Here is a 13,636-nt window from a genome sequence, read left to right on the forward strand (position 1 = left end):
TACGGTATTTATTTATAAAATACTTCCAAAATTAAGGTGAAAATATGTTAATATTTTGTTATTGTAATTCAAAAACATATACATTGATGTAGAGTTTTATATTATTATTCGTGAATAGTTATGTAGTATGTTCTAATTTCTATTTCGTTATTAAAAACAAAGAGATCAGATATGAGTGGTATTAGTTGGAAACAAGGCTTGCATAGAGCTACTTAAAAGGATTGCGGTATAATAAGGCGCGAAATAATTAGGGAGATGAGAAGCTACTAGTTATAATTGGAACGGTATAATATTGCTTTTTATTACAAATAATATTATGTTATTTTAATCGGTCTATTTAAAAAGATAATTTATGTAATGGGCTAGTATTAGAAAATGAAATATCTCTATTTCTATGAAGAGAAACAGGTTGTGTTTTAGTCAGATAGAAGCAAGGAGAGATGCGCATGCTAGAACAGAGAGGTCATGCATTATATGACTCTTCATTGCGAGATTTAAAGTTAGCATTAGATGAGTCTTCAATTGTTGCAATTACAGATCGAAAAGGTCTTATTACATATGTAAATGATAAATTTTGTGAAATCTCTAAATACAAAAGAGAAGAATTAATTGGAAAAGATCACCGTATTTTAAATTCAGGACATCATCCAAAAACCTTTTTTCAAGACTTATGGAAACGTATTTTGAATGGGAAAGTATGGACAGGTGAGATTCGGAATCGAGCAAAAGATGGTACATATTATTGGGTCAAAACAACAATTGTTCCATTTTTAAATGAAAAAGGAGAGCCATACCAGTTTATCGCAATTCGAAATGATATTAGTAGTAGAAAAGAAGCGGAACATAGACTACGGCTAAGTGAAAGTCGTTATAGGGAACTTGCCTATCACGATGCTTTAACGAGTTTGCCTAACCGTTTACAATTAATAACGACCGTTAATAAATTGATTGCAGATAAAAAAGAATTTGGTATGATTTACTTTGATTTGGACCGTTTTAAATTAGTAAATGATACGTTAGGTCATATGATAGGAGATTTACTTTTAAGCGAAGTTGCTTCAAGGTTGCATTATGTACTAGGAGAGAAAGATGTTCTGGCTAGGCTAGGTGGCGACGAATTTGTGCTGTTAACAAAAAATCATAGACAAGATGATATGAGTCAGTTAGCGACATCTGTGTTGTCATGTTTCCAGGCACCATTTATGCTTGAAGGCCATGAAGTATACATTTCAGCTAGTCTAGGACTTTGTTCTTATCCACAAGACGGACAAGATGTGGAAACTTTATTGAAAAACTCTGACTTAGCTATGTATAGTGCAAAAGAACAGGGGAGAAACGCTGCATGTTTCTTTACAGATGAGCTACGCGCGAAAATAAATCGTAGAATGAAAGTTGAGTTTGCTTTGCAAAAGGCAATTCGTGATGAAGAGTTAGATGTAGCATTGCAGCCTATTATTGATTTGAAAACGAAGAGATATTCTGGTATAGAAGCTCTAGTACGTTGTATGACAGAAGACGGACCTATTTCACCAAGCGAATTTATCCCTGTTGCTGAAGAGTCTGGACTTATTATAAAGCTAGGAGACTGGGTATTAGAAAAGTCATGCCGATTGTTTAAAACATTGCCAAATTACCAAGAAGGACTAAAGTTATCTGTGAATTTATCTATACAACAATTAATGCAGAAACGTTTTATTTTGTCTGTACGTAGCATTTTAAAGAGGACTGGTTTTCCTCCGAACCGTTTAATATTAGAAATAACGGAAAGTATTGCAGTTCGCCATTTTGATTATATTATTGCTACATTACAAGAATTAAGAAATATGGGTGTTTTAATTGCTTTGGATGATTTCGGAACTGGCTATTCTTCCTTATATTATTTAAAACAACTACCACTGGATATTGTAAAAATTGATCGTAATTTTATTCGTGAATTTCATTATGATCACGCACAACCAGAACGAACGATTGTAAAATCCGTTATTGAAATTGCTCATAGTTTAAATTTAGCAGTAGTTGCTGAAGGGGTAGAAACAGTAGAGCAAGAGAGTTTGTTACAATCAATGAGCTGTGATTATGTACAGGGATTTTATTATGCGAAACCTTTATCTGTAGGAGAGCTAAAAGAAAAGTTAATTACAGATTTTTAATAAAAAAGAGAAGCCAGCAGCTTCTCTTTATTTAATCCGTTTTTTGTGAGTCTTTCATTAGTACAGGATAAAGAATAAGACCTAATACGAACAATCCAATTCCTAAGAAGAACGTTTTTAAGTCAGCAGTTCCTGTTTTGATAACCCAAATTGAGTATACAAATGCTAATGTAGTGATGATCCCGTCCTTTATTCGAGAACCAGGCATTATATCATACGTTTCTCCTGTAATAACCAGTTTGAATTGGTACAGAGTAGAAACAAGGTATGGAATTAAATAGGCTAATGTTGCTACGACGATAGCGAAACTATACGCTTCTGAAACAGTACCAGAAATCGTTGAAAATAAGAAGATTTGCGTCATTACATTTGTAATCAATAATGATTTTGAAGGACTACCTTTTTTATTTGTTTTCCCGAAAAACTTAGGGAAAAGTCCATTCTTTGCTGCCTGGTAAGGTACTTCTGAACTAACAACAATCCAGCCAACTGTAGATCCAAATAAAGATATAAGAGCGAGTAAAGCCATTATATATGCACCTTTATTTCCAATTGCTAAATTTAATGCGTCTACTAAAGGTTTTTGAGACTCTTTTAAAGCATCTTGCGGAAGAGCTCCCATTGTAAGTAAAGTAATTGACATGTAAATAAGAAGAGCGATAATTAATCCGAAAATCGTAGCTTTTTTTACATCGCGCTGTGATTTTGCACGATTAGAAAGCATAACTGCTGATTCAATACCGATAAATGCCCAGAGTGTTGCAATAGCAGCTGAATTGATTTGTCCACCTAATGAGATTGATTGTCCTGCTTCATTCATAAAGGTTTGACCATCTCCGAAATTAGAGGCGTTGAAAATGAATAATGTAATTACAATAAACATTGTAAATCCGATAATTTTTGCAATGGTAGCAAGTAGATTCATGTTTCCAGCTCGATCAATATTTTGAGAAAGAATATATTGAATTCCCCACAGCATAAGGCTACATACGAGGAAAGTTAACCCTTTTCCGAGTTCCAGTGAAAATCCATTTATTGAAAAAAGAATTTGCTTACTTTGTAAAACTGGAAAGAATGTTGATAAATATCCAGCAAAGGAAATAATAACAGATGCTGTTGCAGCCCAGTTAGCAGCCCAATATCCCCATGCCATACTATATCCTGCAACTTTACCAGCTTTTTTTGAAGGAAACATCGCTTGAGCATAGCTTTGTGGTCCAGCTTTTAATTCTGGTTTCCGAATCGCTAAATTTCCAAATACAAGTGCAATCATAAATACGCCAAGGCCTGTAATACTCCATGCGAGTGTAGAACCCATTGGCCCTGATACTTGTGCTAAATTTGCTGGAAGCATAAATACGCCACCGCCAACCATATTCCCGATAACAAATGCTGTTAAAACCCATAATCCCCATTTTTTCGTTTCCATTTTTGTTAACTCCTTTGTAGTAAGTTTTGCTTAAACATCATTTTTTACTAGCTTTTTGACAATAAAAAAAGAGCCATGTAGATAAAAAAATACCTACATGGCTCTTTCGCCAAAGCGTAGGTACAACGGGAATAACCCTTGTACCTACGCGTAATTTTTCCGCTAGGTTTCAAGGGTTACGTATGATGATGATGTTTTTGTGCAAATGTAACTACAGTTGTTGTATAAGTAAGCATAGTTCTTTGCTCCCTTTCTCCTCTGATTTTGAAGTTAGTATACTACATGTTTTTTTGAATGAAAAGAAAAATATAAAAATTTTTATAAAAATACGTTTTAAAGATTAAATATTTACCTATATTTTTCTTGTACTGGAAAATAAGTGAGAGATTGGCAGAAGAGTGAAGCATGTTATAATACATATAGAATTAGAAGGTGACAAGGGGCTATTGTAGATGATGAGCAAGTATGAACAAATTTATACAGAAATCAGTAAATCTATTGATAATAAACAATTAAAAGAGGGATGCAAAATCCCATCAGAAACAGAATTCATGAAGCAGTATGAGGCAAGCCGAGGCACGGTAAGAAAAGCTGTAGATTTACTGCAAGAGCGTGGATATGTGCAAAAAATTCATGGAAAAGGTGTTTTTGTTTTAAAGCGAAAAAATATTGAATTTAATTTTGGCGGTATTGTAAGTTTCCAAGAAGAAAATGAACGTTTAGGACGTCATTGTATTACGGAAGTTGTGGAAATGGACAAAGAAAAAGCCACAAAAGAAATTGCGAAATTATTAAATGTAAAAGAAAAAACAGAGATTGACCATATTAAACGTGTACGAAATATTGATGGAGAAAAAGTAATTTTAGATATAAATCATTTTGTATCTGAGTTTATTCCAGGATTAACGAAAGAAATTGCAACTGCATCGATTTATAAATACATCGAGAAAGAGCTTGGGCTACATATTAGTTATTCGCAGAGGGTAATAGAAGTACAGCCATGTACAGAGGATGACAGAAAGTATTTAGATTTAAATGGAACAGACTATGTTGTCGTTGTGAAAAACTTTACACATTTGTATGATGGAAGTCAGTTTGAATATACAGAATCACGCCACCGTTTAGATATTTTTCACTTTTCGGATGTGGCACGCAGGAAGTAAAGAGGTGGAACAAAATATTGTTTCATCTCTTTTTTTTATAAAAAAAACACAAACTCGTATATACGAGTGTTGACTAACTTATATATACGAGTTAATATGTAATTGTAAACGGTATCAAAAAAAGAAAAGAGGGACGGGAATATGGGGAAAGACTATCGTAAAACAGCAGAGGAAGTGTTGCAGTATATTGGTGGGAAAGACAATATTGAACAAGCTGCACATTGTGTGACGAGGCTCCGTATCGCTTTAAAAGATGAAAGTAAAATAGATAATGATAAATTACAGTCTGTTTCATTAGTGAAAGGAGCGTTTCATAACGCTGGTATATTTCAAGTTGTAATTGGTCCAGGGGATGTAGATCGTGTTTACGCTGAATTGATAACGCTTGCAGGTATGAAAGAATCGACTGTAGCTGACGTAAAAGACTCTGGAAATCAGAAGTTAAATCCAGCTCAAAAGTTTGTAAAAATATTTTCGGATGTATTTATGCCGATATTACCAGCGATCGTAACGGCTGGTTTACTAATGGGTATTAACAATCTATTAGGGGCAAAGGATTTATTTTTTGATGGGAAAAATTTATTAGATGTTTATCCGAACTTAGGCGGGCTTTGGGATTTAATTAATATGATGGCCAATACAGCATTCGTATTCTTACCAGCACTTGTCGGGTGGTCAGCAACGAAGCGTTTTGGTGGTAGTCCAATACTAGGGATTGTTATGGGATTAATGCTTGTGCACCCGGCCTTATTAAACGCTTGGGACTATGGAAAAGCAGCGACTGGTTTAGAGGGTCAAAAGATTGAGTACTTCAATATTTTAGGACTGTTCCAAATTGAGAAGGTAGGATATCAAGGACAAATTTTACCTGTTTTAGTAGCAGCATTTGTATTAAGTAAAGTGGAAATTTTCTTAAAGAAACATGTACCAAATGCAATTCAATTATTAGTTGTACCAATTACAACAATCGTTGTGACAGGTGTGTTAGCATTAGGAATTATCGGTCCGGTTACACGTCATATTGGAGATTTATTAACAGTAGGATTAGTAGGTGTATATGAAACAGTACCAGTAGTTGGAGCAGTATTATTTGGAGCGTTATATGCACCGCTCGTAATTACAGGTATGCATCATATGTTTATTGCAATTGATTTACAATTGATTGCACAACATGGCGGTACATTTATTTGGCCGATGATCGCTCTTTCTAACATTGCGCAAGGTAGTGCGGCACTTGCGATGTTCTGGATTTCTAAAAATCAAAATGATAAAAGTATGGCATCAACATCAGCCATTTCAGCATACTTCGGTATTACAGAACCAGCGATGTTTGGTGTGAATTTACGAAATAAGTTCCCGTTCTATGCAGCGATTATAGGGTCTGCTGTGGCAGCGATATTCATTACATTAAATGGTGTATTAGCACCTGCTATCGGAATTGGCGGATTGCCAGCATTTATTTCTATCATTCCGAAATCGATTCCAATGTTTATTGTAGGAATGATTATTGCAGTTGTAATCCCATTTACTTTAACATGGTTATTTGCAAAAAGAGTCAAACAGAAGTAGGAGGAAGTTAAACATGAAGGATTGGCATAAAAGTGTAGTCTATCAAATTTATCCGAAGAGCTTTAATAGTTATTACAATAGAGAAACCGGGGATATAAAAGGTGTTACAGAGAAACTAGATTATTTAAAAGAACTCGGAGTGGATTATATATGGTTAACACCGATATACCAATCACCACAAAATGATAATGGATATGATGTAAGTGATTACTACAGCATTGATCCATCTTACGGAACGATGGAAGAGTTTGAAGAACTTTTAGCAGAAGCGAAAGTACGTAACATTGAGATTATGCTTGATATTGTTGTAAATCATAGTTCGACTGAACATAAGTGGTTTAAAGAAGCGAAGGAAGATAAAAATAGTCCATATCGTAATTACTATATTTGGCGTGATGAAAAAAATAATTGGCAGTCTAAGTTTGGTGGATCTGCTTGGAAATATGATGAGAAGACGGAGCAATATTATTTACATTTATTTGATGAAACACAAGCTGATTTAAATTGGGAAAATGAAAAACTTCGTGAAGAAGTATATGATATGATGCGTTTTTGGCTGGATAAAGGAGTAACAGGATTCCGATTAGATGTCATTAACTTAATTTCAAAAGACCAATGCTTCTTAAACGATGAAGGTAGTACTGCGACAAGTGATGGACGTAAGTATTATACAGATGGTCCGCGTGTTCATGAATATTTACAAGAGATGAACCGAAATGTTTTTGCAGGAAAAGATGTAATTACAGTTGGAGAAATGTCATCTACGACAATTGATAATTGTATTAAATATTCTAACCCTGGGCGCAATGAACTAAGCATGACGTTTAGTTTCCATCATTTAAAAGTAGATTATCCGAATGGTGATAAGTGGACGAAAGCAGAGTTTGATTTTATTAAATTAAAAGAGATTATGTCTAACTGGCAAATTGAAATGCAAAAGGGCGGAGGATGGAATGCTTTATTTTGGTGTAATCATGACCAGCCTCGCATCGTGTCACGCTTTGGTGATGATGGAAAGTACCGAAACGAATCTGCAAAAATGTTAGCGACAGCCATGCACATGCTGCAAGGAACGCCTTATATTTATCAAGGGGAAGAAATCGGTATGACGAATCCTAAATTTGAGTCCATCGAGCAATATCGTGATGTGGAATCGTTAAATATATATGATATAAAGCTGAAGGAAGGATTATCAAAAGAAGAGATTATCGGGATTTTAAAACAAAAATCTCGTGACAACTCCCGTACTCCAATGCAGTGGAATGAAGAGGTGAACAGTGGCTTTACAACAAGTACACCTTGGATTTCAGTGGCTGAAAACTTTAAAGAAATAAACGTAGAGAAGGCATTAGAAGATAATGAGTCTGTATTTTATCATTATCAAAAACTAATTGAACTAAGAAAAACATATGATGTAATTACAGAAGGAGAATATGCTATTTTGGATAAAAATGATTCTAAAATTTGGGCATATACTCGTACTACAGAAAGTGAAGTATTACTTGTTATAAATAACTTCTATGGAGAAGAAATAACGTACTCTGTACCAGCGCACGTTCAATTAGATGGAATGAAACAAGAAGTACTACTGTCGAATTATAAAGATGCCAGCAAGGATATTGCAAAACTTAACTTAAGACCATATGAATCAATAGTGTATCGATATACGAAATAAAAGGTTGTATGCCGCATGGGCATACAACCTTTTATTTTAGGACGCCACTGTACAAAATGTTTACCTCTACCTCAGGTTTGAATTTTACTTTTGCATAATCTTTATTCCAATTTTTCTTCTTCCATAAGTCAGGGTGATAGGCGATAAGGTGTCTGCCGATACCGAAAGCATCACAGTTTGCTTTTTGTAACTTTTTCGTTATCTTTTTAGCTTCTTTCGTAAGTTGTTTAGACAATTCTTTATTTAGTTTTTTTCTTTCATCCATTTTGTAAAGATTATCTCTCGGAGCTTCAAGCGCTATAACTTTTAGTTGGAGCTTAATGTGAGCATAAACATTTCCTTTTTTATCTGTTGTTATTTTTAAGTCGCGTTTTAACTTTCGATTGCTAATTTCCATTGTTAAATAATCAGATGTTTTCTCTGATTCATCGCTAGTAAGCTTTTGGGTTATACGGGCACTTGTTCCCATTTTTCCAGTTAATAATACGAATAAAACAGATTGTTTCAAAGGTAAATGCCCAGTTAATTTATCATTATTAAATAAAGCTAGACCGTTTGTAATCACTTCTTTTCCTTTTATTTTTATAGAAGGGAGGGTAAAGTCTTTACCGGGATCTAACATTTTTGTAGCAGCTGTCTCTAAAGTTTCTTTTGGAAATACACTCATATCTTCTAAGCTTTTCACTTTTTTCTTTAGAAAATCTCCAATTAGTAAATTTCCTACTTTCTTTTTTTCTAGTATCTCGGATGTTTCACCATCTACTGCAATAAGTTTTACTAAAGCAGTTGGGTTTGTTGGGTCCCGAAAGCTGACATCTAAATAAGGTAATATACCTTTTTTTAGAATTTTGGTTCCTAGTAATTGAACACCATATTTAAAATAACGAATATTCCCAGTCACATTTTTTTTTAGGGCATCGCTTGTATCCCTTATGTTATGCCCTGTTGCTGAATGTATTTCATTTTCGAATGAAGATTGCTCTCCGCTTGAACTTTTTACGAGCTCGATTGTTTGCTGGAGTTTATTCTCTTCCGTAATATCAGATCCAATACTATAAGCTAACCTTGCTTCCCTTAATGGTTCTTGATCCCAACAGCCAGAAAGGAGGGAACTAGCACATAATATAGAAAGTAATTTAACTTTTCTTGTGAACATACTGTTCTCCTTTCTTATTTCGTATCACAGAATAAAGTAGAAATAAAAGAGGGAGGACAACAATAAAAATATACGTGAACTTATCAGTGAAAGTTGAGATTACTTTTAATTCTTCAGGTGTATCTATAAATAAGGCTACACTAAAAGCAATAATACCAATGATTGGAACAGCTTTTTTATGATTAGCAAGATTGAATATATGTCCCACTCCGATTGAAGCAGCGCAATAATAACTAGCGATAGAAGCTGCAACTGTTATCATCCATATGGGAATGAATAGTAAATCCGTCCGGTCTATAATCCCAATATGTAAGGAACGTAATAAGTAAGCAACTGGTTCTGGAATAAGCTCAATTTGTTTTGGACTAAATACGATAAAGCAAATCCAAACAGTAAAAGTATAAAAAAGTGTTACAAATCCATTAGCGATAGAAATGGCCTTCAGTTTTGCGACAGAACTGCCATTTACTTTTGGAAAAGCGATAAGAATGATTTCAAAACCATACATGGCTGTAATTGTTTCCTTGGATGCTTGAATTATATTCCACCAGCCGGCTTCTGTAATTGGAAAAATATAAGAGAAATCAGCTCGGGAAAGCCCTAGGGCAATTAAAAGGGCCATTGGAATAATGAGGATAGAGGCCATGACATAAAATCGTACGATGACTTTAAATGTATTATAGGCTATATAGCAGCAAGCTATCGTAAATAGCATGAGAATGGCAGACCAAGGAGTAGCTTGTAATATCCATACTTTAATGACATTACAAGCATTCAACATAACTGTCATACCGATAAGCGTAAAATAAAAAACATAAGCAAAGCCTAATAGTTTTCCAAACTTATTACCAAATAGCATACAAACACTTTCATACATATCTGCATCAGGGAATCGTTTTAAGAAAAGCCACATTAGTAAAATAATAAGCTGAATCGCAAGCCCGGCGATGAGCGCGGAAATCCATCCACCACCTTGTGCTATTGGGTGAAGACGGTTAGGTAGAGAAAGGATACCAACTCCGATTTGGCATTGAATAACGAAAAAGGTAAATTGAACGAGCGAAATTTTACTTTGCGTGTTTGTCACCGTCCTCATCCTCTCTCGTTACATGTTGTCGTTGCATTTTTTTCGGTTTTGGATCATGTGGTCGTTCCCAAAACGACCAAATTGGAAGTCTTACAAAAGAATCTTTCATATCTTTTATCCGCATCGGGGCAACAGGAGAAAGATATGGCGTATGAAATGAATGTAATTGACATAAATGAACGAAAGTTATAATTAGACCGAATGATATTCCGACGTATCCGAATATAGCAGCAAGAATCATTAATGGAAAACGAAGAATTCGAACTGCTGAACTCATATCGTTTGATGGAACGAGAAAAGATGAGATGGCAGTTAAAGCTACAACAATGATCATCGTATAAGAAACAAGTCCAGCTTTTACAATTGCATCACCAATTACTAAACCACCTACAATACCGATTGTTTGTCCAACTCGGCTTGGTAAGCGAATACCAGCTTCCCGTAATAATTCAAAGATTAATTCCATTAAGAGAGCTTCAAAAATAGGAGGAAGTGGTACTTTCTCTAATGAAGCTTTAATTGTATACACAAGTTCGAGCGGCAATACATCAGGATGAAAGGCTACGGTTGCGATATATATAGCTGGTAAGAGAAAAGCAATCAAGAAACTCACTAAGCGAATCATTCGGACGAAAGAACCGACAATCCAGCGGTTATTATAATCGTCTGGTGATTGATAGAAAGCAAATAACGTAACAGGAACGATAAGCGCTGTGGGATCTCCATCAGATAAAATAGCAACTCGTCCTTCCATTAAATTTGCAGCGGTCCTATCTGGACGCTCTGTATTTAATTGCTGCGGAAATGGTGAGAAAGACGTATCCTCTATAAATTCTTGTATATATCCTGGAGGCATAAGTGCATCTGTCTTAATCGTTTCTAACCTTCTTTTTACTTCTGTAACTAAATCGTCATTCGCTATGTTTTGCATATAAGCAATTGCCACTTTCGTATGCATTTCTTCACCAAGTGTGAAATATTTAACGACGATATTTGGACTTTTTATGAGCTTACGAATCGAAGCTAAATTAGTTGCTAGATCCTCTACAAAACCAGTATGTGGACCGCGCACAATCCCTTCATTATCAGGCTCTGCTATATCTCGCTTTAAAGATAAAGCTGTTTCGAAAATAAAAAAACTGTCGACGTGTTCATGAAAATATAAGGATTTACCTTGTAATAAAAGCTGCACACCATAATTTAAATTCGTTTCTTTTTTCATATTTAATGTAGAAAAAGCTTTATCTATAGCTAAGTCTGACCGTGTTAATAAAGGCTCAAGAGCTAACTGATGAATTAGATTTGGATCTGCTAAAGATTCGATATATAAGATTATTCCTTTTCCGTTTTGAAAAGGGAGATCTAATTTTTTTATATCATCAGAATGAGAAAGTTTATTTTCAATGTAATTAATGTTCTCCGGAAGTGATGGAAACATATGCTTTTGGCCCGTACTCTCTTGTTGTTCTTTTTTCTCTGTCATAATTTCCACCTCTTTTAGATAAAGTTACTTCTGTTAATTTTTGCTTTTTGTGAGAAATTTATGCTTGGATTATTTTTGACAAAGTAGCTTGAAAGTTACGTTACGTCATCTTTTATGCTATAGAAAATAGGGTATAGGGGATGATATAAATGACTTTGAGGGATATGTGGGGATGGAAAGAAATTTTATATTTATTTATGTTTGTATTTGTTATTGTTCCAGTAACTGTTGAATCTCTTTTTTATAAATATATTTTAGAAATAATAGGTAACTCACTATATGCTGGAGTATTAATGGGCTTTATAATGGCAGTGATATTTACTACTGTAGTTTATCTTTTTTGTATCAAAAGATATAAACTCTCGTGGAAAGATATTGGAATTCGGAAGCTTTCATGGAAAGATCTTTTATGGACAGTTGGAGCGGTTATTTTCTTAATTGTAGCTAGTATTGCTGTATTAGTGATAATGGAGAAAATGGGTATTTCCTTTGAGAATAGTAAGACGGAGACGGTCCAAAATGATAAATCAATCTATTCATTCTGTATCGCGGTAATTGGAGCAGCAATTATATCACCAATCTATGAAGAGATTTTATATCGAGGTGTTTTTTATACATTTTTTCGTGATAGATATGGCATGTGGGGCGGTATGTTTATTAGTTCCATAATATTTACCGTTGTCCATATCCCTACATATAACACATTACTGGTGAATTTTTTGAGTGGGGTAGTATTTGCATGGTTATATGAGAAAACAAATTCTATTTTATCAGCTATGATTGCCCACGCATTATTCAATTTCATAGCAGTACTTCTAACATTTGTGTCGAATTAAGAAGATATATAGGAGGGATATATATGGAAATAGCTGTAGAACGTGTTTTTACGAAAGAGATTTTAAAAAGAGCAGCGGGTTTGTTTCATGTAACAGTAGAAGAAAAGCCACTTGGAGATTTTGAGAATTATATTTTTAAGGCGAAGGGTGATAATGATGAAGATTATGTATTACGTTTAACACATTCTTCTCATCGTTCTAAACAAGAGGTAGAGGCTGAACTAGATTTTTTACGATATGTTGCGGAGAATGGGGCAAAGGTAGCAGGACCTCTTTATTCAACGTCTCGAAATCTCGTAGAAGAAATCGTAGCAGAGGATGGGACTTTCTTTTTCGCTTCTTTATTTATATATGCAAAAGGTGAGCAAGTAAAAGGAGAAGAATCGCCTTATTGGGGAAATGCTTATTTTGAAGCGTGGGGAAAAGCGATTGGACAACTGCATCGCCTTACAATGGATTATCCTAAAACAGACTACCGTGATACGTGGGAAGAAGACGAAAGTGGAATTGTTAATGAATTAGAAGATGAGAAAGTGAAAGAGGTTGCTGCTGTATTAATGGGGGAAATAAAGACTCTTCCAATTGGAAGAGAAACATTCGGCCTTATGCATGGCGATATTCATCCAGGTAATTTCCATTATGATGGGAAAGAGCTTACAATCTTTGATTTTGATGATGCGGCCTATAATTACTTCATTCATGATTTGGCAATGGTTCTTTATTACTCGGTCCTTTTTACACCGTGGACAGTGGAGGAGAAGACGACATTCGCTCGTAAACAGTTACAAGTGTTAAGAAAAGGATACGAATATGAGCACAGGCTGGCGGATAGTTGGTATGAATCGTTACCACTATTTTTACGCTTACGTGATATAGGTTTATATGGAACGCTTCAAAAGAAGTTTAAAGGGAAAGATATGCCTGATAATTTCTTGAAATTATCGGAAGAGCTATACGGAAGAATTATCAAAAAAGAAGCAATTGTGAATATATAATACATTTAGTTCAAAACAAAGTATATAAAACAAATATATACTTTGTTTTTTTATACAAAAATATGTTTACTTTATTAAAATAATATTGTCCTA

General features: G+C 34.5%; 10 protein-coding genes. 6 read left to right on the plus strand and 4 right to left on the minus strand.

Annotation, left to right across the window (positions count from 1 at the left end):
• The first annotated feature begins 446 nt into the window (after positions 1-446).
• Entirely contained in the window at positions 447-2,150 is a 1,704-nt protein-coding gene (locus tag ACW0JX_RS03310) for a putative bifunctional diguanylate cyclase/phosphodiesterase (RefSeq protein WP_000893346.1), read from the plus strand.
• Positions 2,151-2,181: 31 nt separating this feature from the next.
• Here the strand turns inward: ACW0JX_RS03310 and ACW0JX_RS03315 are convergent, their stop codons facing one another.
• Positions 2,182-3,579 (minus strand): amino acid permease, encoded by a 1,398-nt coding sequence (locus tag ACW0JX_RS03315; RefSeq protein ID WP_000448446.1) that lies wholly within the window; start codon positions 3,577-3,579, stop codon positions 2,182-2,184.
• 452 nt (positions 3,580-4,031) lie between these two features.
• Between ACW0JX_RS03315 and treR the strand changes: the two genes are divergently transcribed.
• The 3 genes from treR to treC all read left to right on the plus strand — a co-directional run bounded on the left by treR (position 4,032) and on the right by treC (position 7,986).
• Complete coding sequence (gene treR, locus ACW0JX_RS03320) at positions 4,032-4,742, plus strand: trehalose operon repressor (protein WP_459245351.1); 711 nt, start codon at positions 4,032-4,034, stop codon at positions 4,740-4,742.
• A 141-nt stretch (positions 4,743-4,883) separates the two neighbouring features.
• Positions 4,884-6,311, plus strand: coding sequence for a PTS system trehalose-specific EIIBC component (treP, locus tag ACW0JX_RS03325; RefSeq protein ID WP_000513942.1), 1,428 nt, complete (start codon positions 4,884-4,886; stop codon positions 6,309-6,311).
• 13 nt (positions 6,312-6,324) lie between these two features.
• Positions 6,325-7,986, plus strand: coding sequence for an alpha,alpha-phosphotrehalase (treC, locus tag ACW0JX_RS03330; protein WP_459245352.1), 1,662 nt, complete (start codon positions 6,325-6,327; stop codon positions 7,984-7,986).
• Between the two features lie 31 nt (positions 7,987-8,017).
• Here the strand turns inward: treC and gerKC are convergent, their stop codons facing one another.
• Genes gerKC through gerKA form a run of 3 tightly spaced genes read right to left on the minus strand, consistent with a single transcriptional unit; the run spans position 8,018 to position 11,712 of the window.
• A complete protein-coding gene (gerKC, locus tag ACW0JX_RS03335) occupies positions 8,018-9,142 on the minus strand; it encodes a spore germination protein GerKC (protein ID WP_071732232.1) in 1,125 nt (374 codons plus the stop codon).
• Positions 9,123-10,229 carry a GerAB/ArcD/ProY family transporter gene (locus ACW0JX_RS03340; RefSeq protein ID WP_459245353.1) on the minus strand — a complete coding sequence of 369 codons (1,107 nt, stop codon included), beginning with the start codon at positions 10,227-10,229 and terminating at the stop codon, positions 9,123-9,125. Before ACW0JX_RS03340 ends, gerKC begins: the two co-directional genes overlap by 20 nt.
• Positions 10,210-11,712: a spore germination protein GerKA gene (gene gerKA / locus ACW0JX_RS03345; RefSeq protein WP_088115043.1), complete on the minus strand. Its 1,503-nt coding sequence runs from the start codon at positions 11,710-11,712 to the stop codon at positions 10,210-10,212. Before gerKA ends, ACW0JX_RS03340 begins: the two co-directional genes overlap by 20 nt.
• A gap of 149 nt (positions 11,713-11,861) precedes the next feature.
• Between gerKA and ACW0JX_RS03350 the strand changes: the two genes are divergently transcribed.
• Together ACW0JX_RS03350 and ACW0JX_RS03355 are read left to right on the plus strand one after the other, a co-directional pair.
• Positions 11,862-12,548, plus strand: coding sequence for a CPBP family intramembrane glutamic endopeptidase (locus tag ACW0JX_RS03350; RefSeq protein ID WP_063220871.1), 687 nt, complete (start codon positions 11,862-11,864; stop codon positions 12,546-12,548).
• Between the two features lie 23 nt (positions 12,549-12,571).
• Entirely contained in the window at positions 12,572-13,543 is a 972-nt protein-coding gene (locus ACW0JX_RS03355; protein ID WP_459245354.1) for a phosphotransferase enzyme family protein, read from the plus strand.
• Positions 13,544-13,636 lie beyond the last annotated feature (93 nt).

The organism is Bacillus sp. C-3-6 (assembly GCF_054509685.1).

Coding starts and splice junctions, on each gene's coding strand:
- ACW0JX_RS03310 (WP_000893346.1), top strand. CDS start 447: ATGCTAGAACAGAGAGGTCATGCATTATATGACTCTTCATTGCGAGAT.
- ACW0JX_RS03315 (WP_000448446.1), bottom strand. CDS start 3,579: ATGGAAACGAAAAAATGGGGATTATGGGTTTTAACAGCATTTGTTATC.
- treR (WP_459245351.1), top strand. CDS start 4,032: ATGATGAGCAAGTATGAACAAATTTATACAGAAATCAGTAAATCTATT.
- treP (WP_000513942.1), top strand. CDS start 4,884: ATGGGGAAAGACTATCGTAAAACAGCAGAGGAAGTGTTGCAGTATATT.
- treC (WP_459245352.1), top strand. CDS start 6,325: ATGAAGGATTGGCATAAAAGTGTAGTCTATCAAATTTATCCGAAGAGC.
- gerKC (WP_071732232.1), bottom strand. CDS start 9,142: ATGTTCACAAGAAAAGTTAAATTACTTTCTATATTATGTGCTAGTTCC.
- gerKA (WP_088115043.1), bottom strand. CDS start 11,712: ATGACAGAGAAAAAAGAACAACAAGAGAGTACGGGCCAAAAGCATATG.
- ACW0JX_RS03350 (WP_063220871.1), top strand. CDS start 11,862: ATGACTTTGAGGGATATGTGGGGATGGAAAGAAATTTTATATTTATTT.
- ACW0JX_RS03355 (WP_459245354.1), top strand. CDS start 12,572: ATGGAAATAGCTGTAGAACGTGTTTTTACGAAAGAGATTTTAAAAAGA.